The organism is Acidimicrobiia bacterium, from assembly GCA_040878325.1.
Lineage (GTDB): Bacteria > Actinomycetota > Acidimicrobiia > Spongiisociales > UBA11373 > JAUYIV01.
Genome location: JBBDMM010000002.1, coordinates 83,894 through 100,488 on the forward strand (window position 1 = coordinate 83,894; position 16,595 = coordinate 100,488).

The window sequence follows — 16,595 nt, forward strand, 5'->3', positions numbered from 1 at the left end:
CCGGACCTACCGGATCGTGACGACGGCCACTGCAGCGATGCCCTCGTCCCGCCCAAGGAATCCCATGCCATCGGTGGTCGTCGCCTTGCACGAGACGTCATCGACCGGCAAGCCGAGCACCCCCGCCAGGGAAGCGCGAATCGCCTCGCGGTGGGGTGCAACCCGCACCGTCTCGGCGAGCACCGTCACGTCGACCGCCGTGGCGGCGAATCCCGCTGACGCCACCCGCCCCACCACTTCGGCGAGGAGAGCCATGGAGTCTGCACCCTGATACCGGCTGTCCGCCGACGGAAACATCGTGCCCAGGTCGCCGAGGGCGGCGGCGCCGAGCAAAGCATCGGCGACCGCATGGGCTACGACATCACCATCCGAGGTGGCCGCGACCCCACGGTCGGACGCCACCTCGACCCCGGCCACCAGAACCCGGCCGGTGGCGGTGAACCGGTGGGCATCGAAGCCCCACCCCGTCCTCATGGGAGCAACGCCTCGGCGATCGACAGGTCGCCCGCGTAAGTGATCTTCAGGTTCGACTCCTCGCCGGGCACCATCACGACGGTCCCGCCCCACCACTCGATCAGCAGAGCGTCGTCGGAGGCATCGTTGTCGTCTGCGGCGTGGGCGGCGCGGAGCGACTCGAGCAGGAAGCCCTGGGGGGTCTGCACGGCCACGAGCGCCGACCGTTCCACGGTCTCGACCACCGACTCGCCGTCGACTCGCTTGATCGTGTCCCGCACCGGGATCGCCGGCACCACCCCGTCTGCGTCACCGACCGCGAGGCGATCGATGACCCGGCGAACGAGAGAAGGTGTCACCAGCGGTCGGGCGGCATCGTGCACCAGTACATGGCTCGCCCCGTACGGAACCGCGGCGAGGCCCCTCGCCACCGAGTCGCGACGTCGCAGCCCGCCTTCCAGTCCGCCCGCCCCCACGACGACGACCGACGCGGCACCCCCGGCGAGCAGCGCATCACGGCCCCACTCCCACAGGGCTCGACCGCCGAGAACCACCGTACCTTTGGAGGCGCCGAACCGTGCCCCTGAACCGGCGGCGACCACTATCCCGTGAATGTTCACGAGATCAGTTTTGCAAACAACATGCGGCCGACGGAGGTGCGAAGGGCTCCGGCGATCTCGATCTCGATGGTGGAGCCGACCTCGGCTGCTGCCCCCTCGATCACGATCATCGTGCCGTCATCCGTGTAGGCGACACCCTGCCCCGGCTCGGAGCCTTCTTTCTCGACCAAGACCTCCATCCGGTCGCCGGTGATCGGACCCGAACGGAGTGAATCGCCCAATGCTTGGAGGTCGAGCACTGCGATCCCGCGCAAGCTCGCCACCCTTGCCAGGTTGTGATCGGTGGTCACGAGAACGGCATTCAACTCGGAAGCCAGCGCCACCACCTTGGCGTCGACGTCGGGGAACTCGGGGAACGAGCGCTCATCGGCCACGAGCTCGACACCGGGCACCCTCCGGATGGCCTCCAACACGTCTAGCCCGCGGCGGCCGCGGCGGCGGCGATTCGCATCCCCGCTGTCGGCGATGCCCTGAAGCTCGTCGAGCACGAAGATCGGCGCCACCACCTCACCACGAACCAGGCCGGCCTGCGCCAGGTCGAGTACCCGCCCGTCGATGGCAGCCGAGGTATCGATCACGAACGACGGGGATCCCTCTTCGTTCGCTGAAGTGTCCCGAGACTTCAGACCGGCGGCGGCCAGCAGGTCTTCGGATCGGGCCGCAAACACCCGACCGCCATATGAGGCGACCACGATGACCACGAGAGCTCCTAGCGGCCATCCGACGAAATCCGGAAGCAACAACACGAGGGGAACGGCACCCACCACCCCGACGAGAAGACCGGCGATGAGCCCGAAGGCGCCGGCGAACAGCTGGGGACCGGTCGCCCGGGCAGCGATCTCGGGGGCCCGGTCGAGCCCACGGCGGACCAGCCTGCCGATCAGGCCGCCGGCGACGTATCCGATGCCGGCACCGATGACCGCGCCGAGCACCACGGCGGTGTCGGGATCGGCGGCGGACCCGCCCAACAGCTGCGGGGCAGCGGTTCCCAACAGAAAGCCGGCTGCGGTGACGGCCAGCGTCACAACCAATCGAACGGCCTCGATTATCAAGCCGTGATCCTTACTCGTTGTCGTCCTCTGAATCCACACTCGGAAGGGCCTTGTCGAGGCGCTTCATCGCTTCTTCTTCGGACAAATCGAGCACGAACCGAAGCTCTGAAGAGAGAATCAGCCGAGCCTTGGAAAGCATTCGCTTGAGTGCGGGGGAAATTCCCTTGGTCTGCTGGGCGAACGTGAGGTCGCGGACGACTTCGGCGACCTGATAGATGTCCCCGCTCTGGATCTTCTCCGTGAGCAGCTTGTACCACCTGCTCCAGTTCGCCCCGGCTTCCTCCGGCTCGGTCTTGAACACGGCCAGGACCTTGCGTGCCGCGGTCTTGGAGATCACGGGCCGGACACCCAGGTCGGCTGCCGACTCGACCGGCACCCGGAGGATCAGCTGGTCGATCGCCACCTCCAGCACGAAGAAGTCGGCGCGGCTGTTGTTGAAGAGGCGGCGCTCCTTCTTGGTGATCACCGCAGCTCCGTGATGGGGGTAGACCACCTTGTCGCCCACCTTGAACGGCGACACCACCTTTTTCTTCTTCTTCGGCGCTTCTGCCTTGGGAGCAGGCGCCGCGGCCCGACGGGGCCGAGCAGCGGGCTTCATGACTGCAGGCGCTGCGGGCTTCTTTACCGCGGGCTTCTTGGCGACAGGCTTCCTGGCGACAGGCTTCTTGGCGACAGGCTTCCTGGCGACAGGCTTCTTCGCCACAGACTTCTTCACCGCGGGCTTCTTGGCGACAGGCTTCCTGGCAACAGGCTTCTTCGCCACAGGCTTCTTCACCGCGGGCTTCTTGGCGACAGGCTTCTTGGCGACAGGCTTCTTGGCCACAGGCTTCTTCGCCACAGGCTTCTTCACCGCAGGCTTCTTCACCGCAGGCTTCTTCACCGCAGGCTTCTTGGCAGCCGGCCTCTTGACGGGAGCAGCCTTCTTGGCGGCCGGCTTGGCGGCCCGCTTCTTGGCCGCCGACGACGATCTGGTCTTCTTCGCGGTCATGCCTCTTCCGGGAGCAGGGGAACCCATACTGTACCGTGAGGTAGACCGGCCCCCGTCAACGATCCGCAGCGGTCAACGGTCAACGCGGACCCGACGCGTGGCCAGCCGAAGGCTGGCCCAAGGCGGCCGAAGGCCGCCCGTTGGCCATCGACTATCGAGCCTCAGTCTTCTTCGAGTTCCCAGCCTCGAGTCGAGTCGAGCAACCGATCGAAGTAGCGGCGAAGTTGCCGCGCGCGGGTGCGACCGACCCCCTCCACCTGATCGAGTTCACCGACTGAGGCGTAGAGCAGCTTCTGCAAGCCGCTGAAGTGGTTGACCAACGAGGACTTCACGGCATCCGGCAAACGAGGGATTCGCGACAGCACACGGAATCCCCGGGGACGAACCGGGCTCTCCATGGCTCCAACGTCGAGAAGGGAAGCAACCCGTGACTCCTCCGAGAGGTGCTCGGTGGACAGCCTCTCGAGCAAGGCGAGGGGCTGACGGTTCTTCGGCGGAAACTTCCGCGAGTAGTCGGAGTACACCAACTCGGCAACCGTGCCGACACCGGTGAGCAGGTCCTTGAGCTGGAGCTGAATCAGCCCTCCCTCACCGCCGAGTTCCACGGCATAGTGCTCGAGGTCGGAACCGATCCTCTGCACGAGAGCCGCCCGCTGGAGGAACTGGACGACGTCGCGGTTCACCACGATGTCATCCACCTCGAGTTGGGTGAGGCGGTCCTCGTCGTCGGTCAACCGGCGCCTAAAGCGTTCGAGGGTGAGGAGGTTCTGGTTCGCCTGGGCGAGGAGGGTGGTCGGGCTACGCAGCTCGAAGTGCAGAGCGCCGACATAGACCGTCACGCTTTGACGGCCCTCGCTGACGACGACCACCGCCTTCCCGGTCTGAATCGCCACCCGCTCGGCGGTGCGATGACGGGTGCCCGTCTCACTGGTCTCGATCGAAGCATCCGGGATCAGGTGGACGTTCGCCCGATAGATCACCTCCGCTGCCTCGTCGGTGACCACCGCGCCGTCCATCTTCGCCAATTCGGCGAGCCGGGCAGGCGTGAAGTCGGCACCGTCGAGGTGAAAGCCGCCGGTGCAAATGGCTTCGATGTCGCGCCCGTATCCGAGCACCAGCAATGCCCCGGTCTCCTGGCGCAGGATCAGCTCGATGGCATTCCGCAGCCGGGTGCCGGGGGCGAGCGCCCGAAGGACATCGAGGCTTGGGTCGCGTTCCGCCATCCACCGGCGAGGCTAACAAAGAATCAAGAGCCACCAGCCACCAGCCACCAGCAAGAGAGTCAAGAATCAAGAAGCCAGACTCAAGAGCCAGGGGCGGGCTTGTCTTGATTCTTGACTCTTGACTCTCGGATCAGGCCCAAGTCTCCCAACACCTTCTCGATGCGACCGCTGCCGTTGCCGGTGGGGCCGATGGCGATCGAGAGGCCGAGGCGCTTGGCTTCCGCCGACCGATGCTCGCCGTGGGCGACGGCCCTGATCTCACCCGTAAGGCCCACCTCGCCCCATGCCGCTACCGATCCGATGCTGCGGCCGAGCAGCGACGAGGCGAGGGCGATGCACACCGGCAGATCGGCGCCCGGGTCGCGAACTCGGAGGCCGCCGACGACGCTCACATAGACATCCATCGTGGCGAATGAAAGCCCGGCGTGGCGTTCGAGCACCGCCAGCACCTGATGCACCCGCGCCGCTTCGATGCCCTTGACCGACCGGCGCGGCTGCGGCAGGCCGCCGGCCGCCACCAGCGCCTGCACCTCGACCAGAAGCGGGCGTCGCCCATCAATGGCCGGGAATACCACGCTTCCGGGGACGTCTCCCAACTGGGCCGAGAGCAGCAGACCGGCCGGATCGGTCACCTCGGCCATGCCCGATTCCCGCATTTCGAAGAGCCCCACCTGATGGGTGGCGCCGAACCGGTTCTTGAGGCTGCGGAGCACCCGCAGACCTCGCTCGAGATCGCCCTCAAGGTAAAGCACCACATCGACAGTGTGCTCGAGCAACTTCGGCCCGGCGATGGATCCGTCCTTGGTCACATGGCCCACCAGCACCACCGGAACACCGGACTCCTTGGCGGCATTGATCAACCTCGCAGCAGACTCGCGGACCTGGGCAACTCCGCCGGGCGCGCCCCCGACCTCCCGGGCGGCGACCGTCTGGATCGAATCGACGATGAGCAGGTCAGGCAGCGTCTCCAGTGTCGCCTCGACGATCGCATCGACGTCGCGTTCCGCCGTCAACAGCACCCCGTCGGCGGCGACACCCAGCCGCCTCGCTCGCAGTCCGATCTGGTCGAGAGACTCCTCGGCCGAAGCCACCAGTGACCGGCCACCTCCGGCGACCACCGAGGCCGCCACCTGGAGCAGGAGAGTCGACTTGCCCACGCCAGGCTCGCCTCCCACGAGGATGGCGGCACCTGGGACCAATCCGCCGCCGAGAACCCGATCGACCTCGCCGATCCCCACCGGGGTTCGCACCGGCGCCGACTCGCCGAGGTCGCCCATCGTCACCACCCGGGCGCGATGCCGGGCACCCTTCGCAGACGAGCGCGTTGCCGAGTCGACCATGGTGAGGGCGCCGTCGGCACGGCACTGGGGGCAGAACCCCATCCACTTGGGGCTCTCGTACGCGCAGACGTCGCAGCGGTATCTCATCTACAGAGCAGATTATCGGCGAGGTATGACGAGGTCCCCGGGGTGGGGGGAGCGGCAGCTACTTGCCCGCCGATCGTGACATGGCGAAGACGATCAGCCCCACCGCCAGGGCGAACAGCACCTCCGCCCCGATCACGTTGGGGACGGTCCACGCCTCGGTTCCGGTTATTGCCGGGTGAATCGGTGCGATCTTTGCCATCCGTGGCACAATAACCCCGCCCGGGCGACGCCCTGTCACCCCGGTTACACCAATGGACGACGAATCCCTCGACACCTTCGACGACCTCTTCGAGCCGTTCGGGCTCGGAGGGGAACCCCACGACGGCACCCCCGCCCCTGCAGGCAGGGCCCCCCGGGAGACGGTCCCGGTGAGTTCCAACATGCCTGCCGACGACCCGGCGGCCCTCCGTGGGTCGAATACCTGTGCCTCGTGCGGCAGCCCGAACGATCCGAGCAATCGCCATTGCGATCGATGCGGGGCCCGGATCGTCCGGTCGCAGATGCCGGTGGCGCCTCAGCCAATGCTGCGAACCACTGCAGGGGCGCGGGCGCTGATCGTGCTCGCCGGGGTGGTGCTGTTCGTGGCGATGCTTGCTCTCGTGTTCAACGCGTTGAGCGGGTCCGACGATCCCGTCGTCGGATCGACCAGCACCGTCGGCTCCACCGCCCCGGTGGCCACGATCGCCCCGTTGACGCCGTTCCACATCGAATGCAGCACAGAACTGGCGTCGTTCCCGTGCACGGCACTTATCGACGGCGATCCGGACACCTCGTGGAACGCCGCCGAGGGAGAAGGGATCAACGCCACGATCACCTTCTTCTTCAACCCCGCCGTGCAGATCACCGAAATGATCATCCAGAACGTCGCCGACCAAGAACGCTTCCTGCGCAACCAGCGGATCCAGGGAATCGAGGTGAGCATCGACGACCTGCAGCAGGTCCACGTCGAGCAACTGGCCGACAGCAATGCCGAGCCGCACCGCATCGAGATCCGCAGCCTGCAGACCTCCAGCGTGGTGATCCGCATCACCAGCGCCTATCCGGGACAATCATTCGATGGTAGGGAGCCGTACCCGGAGCTGGCGGTTCAAGAAATCACCTTCTACGGCCGCCCCTCCCCCAGCGCGACGCCGAGCACCAGCACCACGGGGGGATAAGAAGAGAGTCAAGAATCAAGAACCAAGAATGCGCGATTCTTGCTCTTGACTCTTGGCTCTTCCGCTCGCCCCGCTCAGGCGGGGCGGTTCAGAGCTCCTGACCCTTTTCGTACGGTCTGCCGTCGGCGGCGGGCATGCGGAGGCGCTGCCCGGCGAACACCAGGACGATCAGCACCGTGGCGAACGGCAGTGCGTTCGGAAGCCACGACGGCGCGGTCTCGGTCAACAGATACCAGATCAGGAATCCGGCGGCCATGCCGCCGGCAAGGAGGGCATCGACTCGCTTCCCCTTGCGGATCGACAAAACCAGCATGGCCGCCAACCCGACCACGATCAGCAACAAAAGGGCATGGGTCGAGCGACCGTCGAGATCCCGTAGCGCGGTACCGAAGGGATATCCGAACAGGAAAGCCGCAATCAGAATGCCCCCCGGGCGCCAGTTGCCGAAGATCAGTGCCGCCAGCCCGATGTATCCGCGGCCCTGCACCTGCCCCTCCCGGTAGAACCCGGTCAGCTCCATTGCGATGAAGGCACCGCCGAGGCCCGAGAGGGCTCCGCTGATGATCACGCCCTTGTACTTCTGCCAGTAGATATTGACGCCCAGCGACTCGCCCGCGGTGGGGTGCTCGCCGGCGATGCGGAGCCGCAGCCCGAACCGGGTCTTCCATACCAGCCACGCGGTAGCGGGCACCATCGCCAGCGTCAGCAGCGCGAAGATCGTGACACCGGCGACGAATCCCCGCGCGAAGCTGGCCATGTCCGAGAGCCAGAAGATGTCCCAGCGGTCGATCACCCCGAGGATGTCGGGGGTCTTCCACCCAAAGAGGTCCCCTCCGGCGAGGAATGGGAGGGTGACCGTGCCGAGACCGGAGATCGAAGGCGATTGGGTGATCGAGCCGCCCGAGTAGTTGACGAAGAGCTCCGACGACATGAACCGGACAACGCCGGGGGCGAGGATGTTGATCGCGACGCCGGAGACGATGTGATCGACCTTGAAGGTCACCGTGGCGATGGCGTGAACCAGTCCGCCCAGCGCCCCGCCCACCAACCCGTAGGCAAGACCCATCCAAGGACCACCTTGGATCACTCCCCACGCCCCGAACCAGGTGCCCAGCACCATCATCCCTTCGAGGCCGATGTTGACCACCCCGGCCCGCTCCGAATAGAGGCCACCGAGACCGGCGAGCAGGATCGGCATTCCCCAGCGCAGCATCGCCCCCGATGCGTTCTGCGAAGTCAGGCGCTCGAGACCGCCCGGTTCGAATGCCTGCACCGCCGACAACACCAGGATCCCCAACGCGGCGGCCAATCCATAGCGCATCCAGCCGGGAAGGGCGCCAAATCTTCGCGCCATCGTCATGCGCCCTCCTCCAACGCCGCCAGGGCGGCGGCCGCATGCCGGGTTTCCTCGCGCTCGCGGAACCGTCGAACCGACTCATAGGCGACCACCGCGGCGAGCAGGATGATGCCCTGCATGATGATGACGATCTCGCGCGTCGCCGACCCGGTGATCTGCAGGATCGGTGATGAGACATCCATGAACGCGAACAGCATCGCCCCGATGGCTATCCCGACCGCATGGTTCCGTCCCAACAACGCCACGGCAATGCCGGCGAACCCGAGGCCGGGAAGGAAGTCGGCGTCGAAGCGGTGATTGCGGCTCAGGATGTCGACCATTCCCACGAGGCCAGCCATCGCCCCGGAGTAGACCATCGCCATCACGATCATCCGCCTGGCCGACACACCTCCCGCCCGGGCGGCGCCGGGGTTATAGCCGCTCACCCGGAGGTCGAAGCCGAGCCGGGTTCGGTTCAGAAAGACGTGGAAGACGATGCCGGCGACAATGGCGAGGATGACGACCGAGGACAGGTGGCGGCCTCCTGCGATGGGTCGGGTGAAGATTTCGAGAAGTCCGTTGAGGTCGGGCAGCCGCCCCGACGCCGGAATGAACTTGGTGCCCGAGTTGGGGGTGAGGGGGCCGTCACGGAGCTCCACCGCCAGCCAGGCGATGATCCCGCCGATCGCAATGAAGTTGAGCATGATCGTCGAAATGACCTCGTTGACCCCGCGGGCCACCTTCAGCCAGCCCGAGAGCCCCGACCACGCTGCCCCCACCAGCATCGCCACCAGCACGATCATCGTCACGTGGAGGAGAGCCGGGAGGACGATGTTGGCCCCGATCACCGCGGCAAAGAAGGCCGCCAGCTGATACTGCCCTTCGACGCCGATATTGAAGAGGTTCATGCGAAACCCGATCGCGGCGGCGATGCCCGACAGGTAGAGCGGCGTTGCCCGATTGATCATGTCGACGATCGTCTCGAGGCGTCCTCCGTTGCGGATCATGTCCCAGTAGGCCGCCACAGGGTCGCTCCCCGACATGATGAGGACGATCGACGAAAGAAACACCGCAAACGCCACGGCGATTGCCGGCGCCGCCAGCGCGAGAAGCGCCCGCCTCCCCAGGCCGGAGATTCCGCGTCCCGGAGGGCGTGGCGGCTTGGTGGGCGAATGGGGCTGAGGGGACTCGGTCATTCGCGGCCCCCGCCGAGCGCGGCTCCGGTCATGTACGACCCGAGGTCACGCGGGGTCACCTTCTCGGGATCAAGCGTCGCCACGATCTTCCCGCGGAGCATCACCACGATCGTGTCGGAAAGGCCGATGAGCTCCTCGAGGTCGGCCGACACCAACACCGTGGCCAGCCCGGCGTGGCGAGCCCGACGAAGATCGTTCCAGACGTCTGCCTGGGCGCCGACGTCGATTCCCCGGGTGGGGTGGGCGGCGATGAGGATGTCGGGGTTGGAGGCCATCTCCCGGCCGACGATCAGCTTCTGTTGGTTGCCTCCTGACAGCGCGTGGGCCGCCACATAGATGTTCGGAGTCCGCACATCGAACGAATCGACGATCTCACGGGTGCGGATACGCGCACCCGCACGGTCGAACCAGATGCCTTTCACGAATGGTCGCGTCGTCTGATGGCCGAGGGCCGTGTTCTCCCACAACGGTGCCTGCAGCAGCAGCCCCTCACGCTGGCGATCTTGCGGCACATAGGCGAGACCGTTCTCGCGACGCCGCCGTACCGTCCACAGGGTGGCGTCTTCGCCCTTGTACTCGATGGAGCCCCGCGTCGGCACTCTCGTGCCCACCAACGCGTCGATCAACTCGGTCTGACCGTTGCCTTCTATGCCGGCGATCCCCAGGATCTCTCCGCGGTGGACGTTGAACGAGACATCGTCGACCACAACGCGTTCACCGTCGTCGAGCACCGTCAGTCCCTGCACCGAAATCGCCCTCACATCGGTGACGGTCGATTCCTCCGTGTCGGGCTTGGGGAGCTCCGAGCCGACCATCAACTCCGCCAGGTCGGCGGCCGTGACGTCTTCTGGCTTCACGGTCGCCACGGTGCGCCCTTGCCGCAGCACCGTGATCGTGTCGGCAACCGCCAGGATCTCTTCCAGCTTGTGGTTGATGAAGAGGATCGTCGACCCGGCTTCCTTCAACTCCCGAAGGTTGCGGAAGAGCTCTTCGACCTCCTGGGGCACGAGCACCGCGGTCGGCTCGTCGAGGATGAGGACTTTGGCGCCGCGATACAGCACCTTGATGATCTCGACGCGCTGCCGCTCGCCGACCGAGAGGCTCTCGACCAGTTCGTCCGCCTCGACCTCGAGGCCGTATGCCTCGCTCACCCGAGCTAGATCCTGGCGGGCCTTGTCGAAGTCGATTCGCCCCATCGCCTTCATGGGCTCGTCACCGAGAATCACGTTCTCCAGCACCGTGAGCTGGTCGGCGAGCATGAAGTGTTGGTGCAGCATCCCGATGCCGAGGTCGATGGCATCACTCGGGGACTTGAAGTGAACCTCTTTGCCCTCGACGAACATCTGGCCCTCGTCGGCCTGAAGCATGCCGTAGAGGATCTTCATCAGGGTCGACTTTCCGGCCCCGTTCTCGCCACAGATGCCGTGGATCTCCCCCTGTTCCACCACCAGGGAAACGCGGTCGTTGGCGACGACACCGGGGAACCGCTTGGAGATACCCCTCAACTCGATGACGACCGCCACTGACCCTCCCCAAGCCGGTGTCAGACGAACGAAGCGGGACCGAGCCTAGCCCGGTCCCGCTTCGTCACGCGTAGCTACGCGTGAACCGCCTCTCGGCGGCTTACGCGTCTTCCGGCAGCGTCGGAACGACGATCTCGCCGGAGATGATCATGGCCTTGAAGGCCTCGACCTGGTCGACGATGTCGTCGATGAAGCCACCGGTCGTGGAGTACCCCACACCGTCCACCGCGAGGTTGTACTCGGTCGGACCAGCGGTGAAGTTCCCCGTCAGGTGGTCGTAGATGGCGTAGAACACGGCCACATCGACCCGCTTGATCATCGAGGTCAGCACGTAGGGGCGCAGCGTCGCATCGACCGTGTTGTACTGGTCGGAGTCGACCCCGATGCCCCACACCTGCGAACCCGTAGCCTCGCTCTGCTCCTTGGCAGCGGCGAACATACCCGAGCCGGAGAGGCCGGCAGCGGCGTACACGATGTCGGCACCCTCGTCGTACATCGCCAGGGCGATCTCACGACCACGGTCCGGCGACTCGAACCCGGCAAAGTCCGGGAACTCGCTGATGTACTGAGAGAGGACCTGGATGTCGGGGTTCACGGCACGAGCACCGGCAAGGAAGCCAGCCTCGAACTTCTCGATGAGTCCGATACCACTGACGCCACCGATGAAACCGATGATGTCGGTCTCGGTCTTCAGTGCGGCAATGACACCGACGAGGAACGAGCCCTCGTGCTCCGCGAACACCATGCCGCGAGCGTTGTCGCAATATGGCGCCGGCGGATCGAGCGCAAAGTTCAACATGCCGGAGTCGGTGATCGCGAAGTCGACATCGGGGTTGTTCTCGCACACCGCCGGGAAAGCAGCCTCGAACGAGAAGCCGTTACCGATGACGATCGACGAGTTCTCGGCCTGCAGCTGCAGGTCGGTCGCGCGGGCAGCGGCGTCCGTCGGAGTGATCTCCGAGGCCGTCACGCTGAAGTAGAACCGCGCCCAGTCGACACCGCAGCCAGCGGCGTCGTTGAACGACTGGTCGCCTCGGCCGAGCAGGTCGAACGTCAAGCCAACATTCGTGCCTCTGCCCTCCGCCACCGCTTCGGCGGCGCCGAGAATCTCCGGACAGAAGTCGGGAACGATCACCTCCGGCCGAGGGGCCGAGGTGGTCGTGTCTTCACCGCCATCGGTCGTCGTGGTCCCGGCCGCGGTCGTCGTCGTCGCGGCGGCGCCAGTAGAGCTGGTGGTGGTCGCGTCGTCGTCACCGCAGGCGGCGACTACCAGGAGGAATGCCGCGAGGAGCGCGGCGATACCCCAGTGTCTCTTCAACATGAGTGTGATCTCCTATGCATAGTGATGGCCGGGCCTCTGGACAAGGCCGGCGCATGGGTCAGTGTAGGGGAAGGGACCTCGCTGCGCTCGGCCCCAGCCACCGCTACAGCCCCAGCCAGACCTGGCCAGACACGTCCGGGCTAGCCCGGTAACCGCATTCTGGCTGGAGCCGTGGCTCGAGGCCGTGGCTCCTTCTGGAGACTGGAGACTGGGGACTGGAGGCTCTTTACCCCTCGCTGTCGGCCATCTCCACGGGGGGTTGGTCGGGCGCCTCGATGCGGGTGAAGCTGATCTGCTCGGGGTCGTCGGGGTCGACGTCCACCAGAATCGTGGTGTTGGCGGTGAATTCGCCGAACAGCACCTTCTCGGAGAGCTGGTCCTCGAGCATCCGCTGCAGGGCGCGGCGCAACGGCCGGGCACCCAGCTGCGGGTCGTAGCCCTTGCTGCCCAGGAGCGCCTTCGCCTCATCGGTGAGCACGAGATCGAGCGCCTGCGACTTCAACTGCTCGCGAATCCGCACCAGCATCAGGTCGACGATCGACTTGACCTCGTCCATCGTCAGCTCGTGGAAGACGATGACCTCGTCGATCCTGTTGAGGAACTCAGGCCGGAACTGCTTCTTCAGTGCCTCAGTGACCTTCTCCTTGATACGGTCGTAGGACAGTTCCTCGGACTCACTGGCGAACCCGATCGCCTTCCGCTTGAGATCCTGGGTGCCGAGGTTCGAGGTCATGATGATCACGGTGTTCTTGAAGTCGACCGTGCGACCCTGGGCATCGGTGAGCCTGCCGTCCTCGAGGATCTGGAGAAGCGTGTTGAACACGTCCGGATGGGCCTTCTCGATCTCGTCGAACAGCACCACCGAGAACGGCTTGCGGCGAACGGCCTCGGTCAACTGCCCACCCTCGTCGTAGCCGACGTATCCCGGCGGCGATCCGATGAGGCGGCTGACGGTGTGCTTCTCCATGTATTCGGACATGTCGAGCTGGATCAGTGCGTTCTCGTTCCCGAACAGGAACTCGGCGAGGGCCTTGGCGGTCTCGGTCTTTCCGACGCCGGACGGACCGAGGAAGATGAACGAACCGGCAGGGCGCTTCGGGTCCTTGAGCCCGGCGCGGGTCCGGCGAATGGCCCGACTCACGGCCTGGATGGCCTCGTGCTGGCCGACGATGCGCTTATGGAGTTCGTCCTCCATCCGCAACAGCTTGGCGGTCTCGGCCTCGGTGAGGCTCTGCACCGGGATGCCGGTCCACTGGGCCAGCACTTCGGCGATCTGCTCTTCGCCGATGATCGAGCCGACGACATCGTTGGGGTCGGCACCGGCTGCCTCCATCTCGGACCGCTCCGTGACCAGGAGCCGCTCCTCGTCGCGCAGCTGGGCGGCGCGCTCGTACTGCTGGTCCTGTACTGCGGTGTCCTTGCGGGAACGGACATCGGTGAGTCGCTCCTCGAGCGACTCGAGCTCGGGGGTGCCGGGCTTCCGGTTGATCCGCATGCGGCTGCCGGCCTCATCGATGAGGTCGATCGCCTTGTCCGGCAGTTGACGGTCGGCGATGTAACGGTCGGCAAGGTTGGCGGCGGACACCAGCGCCTGGTCGGTGTATGACGCCCGGTGGTGTGCCTCATACTTCTCGCGCAGCCCGGTGAGGATCTGAATGGTCTCGGCAACCGTCGGTTCCTCGACCTGAATCGGCTGGAAGCGACGTTCCAGCGCCGAGTCCTTCTCGAGGTACTTGCGGTACTCCTCGAGGGTGGTCGCCCCGATCGTCTGCAGCTCGCCGCGGGCCAGCATCGGCTTGAGGATGCTGGCGGCGTCGATGGCACCCTCGGCGGCGCCGGCGCCGACCAGGGTGTGGATCTCGTCGATGAAGAGAATGATGTCGCCGCGGGTGCGGATCTCCTTCAGGACCTTCTTCAGCCGTTCCTCGAAGTCGCCGCGGTACCGGGATCCGGCCACCAGCGCCCCGAGGTCGAGGGTATAGAGGTGCTTGCCGGTGAGGGTGCCGGGAACGTCGCCGGCGACGATCCTCTGGGCAAGGCCCTCGACGATGGCCGTCTTCCCGACGCCGGGCTCGCCGATGAGCACCGGGTTGTTCTTGGTACGGCGCGACAGGATCTGCATCACCCGCTCGATCTCTCGCTGGCGGCCGATCACCGGGTCGAGCTTGCGCTCGCGGGCGTACTGGGTGAGATTGCGGCCGAACTGGTCGAGCACCGTCGAACCACCGGCCCCCTCCGAGCCCCCACCGCGGCTGCTGCGGCCGGACGGACCCGAGGATTCGGACGATGACGGCTCGTCGCTCTGCGAACCCGAGAGAAGCTGGATGACGGTTTGGCGCACCTTGTGGAGCTCGGCGCCGAGCTTCTGGAGTACCTGGGCGGCGACGCCCTCACCCTCGCGGATGAGGCCAAGGAGGATGTGCTCGGTACCGATGTAGTTGTGGCCGAGCTGGAGGGCCTCGCGGAGGGAGAGCTCCAAGACCTTCTTGGCGCGTGGCGTGAAAGGTATGTGGCCGGAGGGAGCCTGAGCGCCCTGGCCGATGATCTCGACGACCTGGCTGCGAACCGACTCGAGGGAGATGCCGAGACTCTCGAGCGCGCGGGCGGCTACACCCTCACCCTCGTGGATCAACCCGAGAAGGATGTGCTCGGTGCCGATGTAGTTGTGGTTGAGGAGCCGAGCTTCCTCTTGGGCGAGAACGACCACTCGTCTCGCTCTATCGGTGAACCGTTCGAACAAGGTCCCGTCTCCTTAGACGACGATGGCGCTCCAGGTGCAAACCCAAGGCGCCCCAGTGACTATACCGGCGAGCCTCATCAACAGGGATGAGCCATTGCGGATGCCAGGCATGTAACAAGGGTTTCGGTCATTTCGTTCCCGGGCTGTAGGCCGGCAGCCTTCGGCTGCCTCCGGCAATTCGCAATCCGCAATTCGACCGAACGCGTCGGAAGCCTCGAACGCGTCTCGCCACTCGCTGATCGCCAGTCACAGGAGGCCGACGCCTTGTCGATGGAGTTGATCCGGCGGCAGTCGCGCGATGACACGATCGTCATCGCCGTCCTCCATGACCTGAATCTTGCGGCCAAGTACTCGGACCGCACAGTCGTCCTCTCACAGGGGACGGTGGTGGCTGATGGTCCGCCGTCTGAGGTCCTCACCTCCGACCTGCTCACCGGGGTGTACCGCCATCCGATGACGGTGGTCCCCCACCCCCTCAGGCCGGGACCGCTGGTCCTCGTGGGCTGACCGTTCCAAACCCGAGTCCGCGTACTATGCCGCAATGGAACTCCCCGTCCTCCGGGACCTGGTACCCATCGATCGGGTGTGGGCGCGCCTCGAGGAGGTAGAGCGCCGCCTCTATGAGGTTTCGACCTCCGAGAACACTTTCGTAACCGAGATCGCCCAGCATCTCCTCGGTGGCGGCAAGCGCTATCGGCCGATGCTCGCCCAGGTCGCCGCCGAGATCGGTGGCGCCGACGGGACCGATCCCGTGGAGGCGGGGGTATCGGTCGAATTGATTCACCTCGGCAGCCTCTATCACGACGATGTGATCGACGAGGCCGGCAGCCGACGCGGGCAGACCTCGGTGAACACCAACTGGTCGAACACCATTGCCATCCTCGCCGGCGACTTCCTGCTGGCCCGGGCATCCGAAGTGGCGGCGCCGCTGGGGACCGAAGCGGTGGCTCTGCTCGCTCGCACCTACGCCAACCTCTGCGAGGGGCAGGTGCTGGAGCTACAGCTCGGCAACGACCTCGACCACGGCCCCGAGGACTACTACCGGGTGATCGAGAACAAGACGGCGAGCCTGATCCGCACCTCGGCGCGGTTGGGGGCGATGGCGGGAGGCGCCGATCGGGCGCAGATCGATGCGGCCACCCGGTGGGGCCACGAAGTGGGATTGGTGTTCCAGCTGACCGACGACGTGCTCGACCTGCTCGCCACCGAAGACTTCCTCGGCAAGCCCGCTGGCTCTGACATCCACGAAGGTACCTTCACCCTGCCGGTCATCTACGCGTTGCGGGGTGCGGACGGGGATCGGCTGCGGGGGCTATTGGGTGGAGGCAAGCCCTATGCCGAAGAAGCGGTCGAGGAGGTGATCCACCTCGTTCGCGATGGGGGGCACCTCGATCGAGTGCTCGACGAGACCATGGGCCACATCGCCGCCGCCGAGGAGGCGATCGCGACGCTGCCCGACAGCGATGTCACCAAGGTGTTGCGGACACTGGGCGAATACCTGGTACAGCGGGTGGAGGCGGCGCGGGGGTCCTAGCGACGATCCGCCGGCCGAGGGTCCG

General features: G+C 65.9%; 15 protein-coding genes. 3 read left to right on the forward strand and 12 right to left on the reverse strand.

The genetic code is table 11. The features are described from left to right. Positions 1–6 precede the first annotated feature (6 nt). The 7 genes from ispF to WD184_01315 all read right to left on the reverse strand — a co-directional run bounded on the left by ispF (position 7) and on the right by WD184_01315 (position 5,962). Positions 7–474, reverse strand: a complete 468-nt coding sequence (gene ispF / locus WD184_01285) for a 2-C-methyl-D-erythritol 2,4-cyclodiphosphate synthase (GenBank protein MEX0825381.1) — start codon at positions 472–474, stop codon at positions 7–9. Then, complete coding sequence (locus WD184_01290; GenBank protein ID MEX0825382.1) at positions 471–1,073, reverse strand: 2-C-methyl-D-erythritol 4-phosphate cytidylyltransferase; 603 nt, start codon at positions 1,071–1,073, stop codon at positions 471–473. The genes ispF and WD184_01290 overlap by 4 nt, the downstream gene beginning before the upstream one ends. Beyond that, positions 1,070–2,098 (reverse strand): TRAM domain-containing protein, encoded by a 1,029-nt coding sequence (locus WD184_01295; GenBank protein MEX0825383.1) that lies wholly within the window; start codon positions 2,096–2,098, stop codon positions 1,070–1,072. The genes WD184_01290 and WD184_01295 overlap by 4 nt, the downstream gene beginning before the upstream one ends. Positions 2,099–2,135: 37 nt before the next feature. Then, positions 2,136–3,113 carry a histone H1-like repetitive region-containing protein gene (locus WD184_01300; protein ID MEX0825384.1) on the reverse strand — a complete coding sequence of 326 codons (978 nt, stop codon included), beginning with the start codon at positions 3,111–3,113 and terminating at the stop codon, positions 2,136–2,138. Between the two features lie 161 nt (positions 3,114–3,274). Continuing rightward, complete coding sequence (disA, locus tag WD184_01305; protein MEX0825385.1) at positions 3,275–4,336, reverse strand: DNA integrity scanning diadenylate cyclase DisA; 1,062 nt, start codon at positions 4,334–4,336, stop codon at positions 3,275–3,277. An 80-nt stretch (positions 4,337–4,416) separates the two neighbouring features. Then, complete coding sequence (radA, locus tag WD184_01310) at positions 4,417–5,763, reverse strand: DNA repair protein RadA (GenBank protein ID MEX0825386.1); 1,347 nt, start codon at positions 5,761–5,763, stop codon at positions 4,417–4,419. Between the two features lie 58 nt (positions 5,764–5,821). Then, positions 5,822–5,962, reverse strand: a complete 141-nt coding sequence (locus tag WD184_01315) for a hypothetical protein (GenBank protein ID MEX0825387.1) — start codon at positions 5,960–5,962, stop codon at positions 5,822–5,824. A gap of 52 nt (positions 5,963–6,014) precedes the next feature. Between WD184_01315 and WD184_01320 the strand changes: the two genes are divergently transcribed. Further along, positions 6,015–6,920: a discoidin domain-containing protein gene (locus tag WD184_01320; protein ID MEX0825388.1), complete on the forward strand. Its 906-nt coding sequence runs from the start codon at positions 6,015–6,017 to the stop codon at positions 6,918–6,920. An 88-nt stretch (positions 6,921–7,008) separates the two neighbouring features. Here WD184_01320 and WD184_01325 read toward each other — a convergent pair whose 3' ends face one another. From WD184_01325 to WD184_01345, 5 genes are all read right to left on the reverse strand, one after another. Further along, entirely contained in the window at positions 7,009–8,274 is a 1,266-nt protein-coding gene (locus tag WD184_01325) for an ABC transporter permease (protein ID MEX0825389.1), read from the reverse strand. Positions 8,275–8,276: 2 nt separating this feature from the next. Next, positions 8,277–9,452 carry an ABC transporter permease gene (locus WD184_01330; protein MEX0825390.1) on the reverse strand — a complete coding sequence of 392 codons (1,176 nt, stop codon included), beginning with the start codon at positions 9,450–9,452 and terminating at the stop codon, positions 8,277–8,279. Continuing rightward, complete coding sequence (locus WD184_01335) at positions 9,449–10,975, reverse strand: ABC transporter ATP-binding protein (protein MEX0825391.1); 1,527 nt, start codon at positions 10,973–10,975, stop codon at positions 9,449–9,451. The genes WD184_01330 and WD184_01335 overlap by 4 nt, the downstream gene beginning before the upstream one ends. 100 nt (positions 10,976–11,075) lie before the next feature. Then, positions 11,076–12,296 carry a BMP family ABC transporter substrate-binding protein gene (locus WD184_01340; GenBank protein MEX0825392.1) on the reverse strand — a complete coding sequence of 407 codons (1,221 nt, stop codon included), beginning with the start codon at positions 12,294–12,296 and terminating at the stop codon, positions 11,076–11,078. Between the two features lie 226 nt (positions 12,297–12,522). After that, the gene (locus tag WD184_01345) at positions 12,523–15,036 is read right to left on the reverse strand and encodes an ATP-dependent Clp protease ATP-binding subunit (protein ID MEX0825393.1); all 2,514 of its coding nucleotides are present in this window, start codon (positions 15,034–15,036) and stop codon (positions 12,523–12,525) included. A gap of 270 nt (positions 15,037–15,306) precedes the next feature. On the opposite strand from WD184_01345, the gene WD184_01350 reads away from it, so the two are divergent. Together WD184_01350 and WD184_01355 are read left to right on the forward strand one after the other, a co-directional pair. Then, the gene (locus WD184_01350; protein ID MEX0825394.1) at positions 15,307–15,543 is read left to right on the forward strand and encodes a hypothetical protein; all 237 of its coding nucleotides are present in this window, start codon (positions 15,307–15,309) and stop codon (positions 15,541–15,543) included. Between the two features lie 34 nt (positions 15,544–15,577). Then, a complete protein-coding gene (locus WD184_01355) occupies positions 15,578–16,570 on the forward strand; it encodes a polyprenyl synthetase family protein (GenBank protein ID MEX0825395.1) in 993 nt (330 codons plus the stop codon). Positions 16,571–16,595 lie beyond the last annotated feature (25 nt).

What these genes read in the sequence shown, in the direction of transcription:
- WD184_01320 (MEX0825388.1), top strand. Translation starts at nt 6,015, where the DNA reads ATGGACGACGAATCCCTCGACACCTTCGACGACCTCTTCGAGCCGTTC.
- WD184_01330 (MEX0825390.1), bottom strand. Translation starts at nt 9,452, where the DNA reads ATGACCGAGTCCCCTCAGCCCCATTCGCCCACCAAGCCGCCACGCCCT.
- WD184_01325 (MEX0825389.1), bottom strand. Translation starts at nt 8,274, where the DNA reads ATGGCGCGAAGATTTGGCGCCCTTCCCGGCTGGATGCGCTATGGATTG.
- WD184_01315 (MEX0825387.1), bottom strand. Translation starts at nt 5,962, where the DNA reads ATGGCAAAGATCGCACCGATTCACCCGGCAATAACCGGAACCGAGGCG.
- WD184_01350 (MEX0825394.1), top strand. Translation starts at nt 15,307, where the DNA reads ATGGAGTTGATCCGGCGGCAGTCGCGCGATGACACGATCGTCATCGCC.
- WD184_01300 (MEX0825384.1), bottom strand. Translation starts at nt 3,113, where the DNA reads ATGACCGCGAAGAAGACCAGATCGTCGTCGGCGGCCAAGAAGCGGGCC.
- WD184_01340 (MEX0825392.1), bottom strand. Translation starts at nt 12,296, where the DNA reads ATGTTGAAGAGACACTGGGGTATCGCCGCGCTCCTCGCGGCATTCCTC.
- radA (MEX0825386.1), bottom strand. Translation starts at nt 5,763, where the DNA reads ATGAGATACCGCTGCGACGTCTGCGCGTACGAGAGCCCCAAGTGGATG.
- ispF (MEX0825381.1), bottom strand. Translation starts at nt 474, where the DNA reads ATGAGGACGGGGTGGGGCTTCGATGCCCACCGGTTCACCGCCACCGGC.
- WD184_01355 (MEX0825395.1), top strand. Translation starts at nt 15,578, where the DNA reads ATGGAACTCCCCGTCCTCCGGGACCTGGTACCCATCGATCGGGTGTGG.
- disA (MEX0825385.1), bottom strand. Translation starts at nt 4,336, where the DNA reads ATGGCGGAACGCGACCCAAGCCTCGATGTCCTTCGGGCGCTCGCCCCC.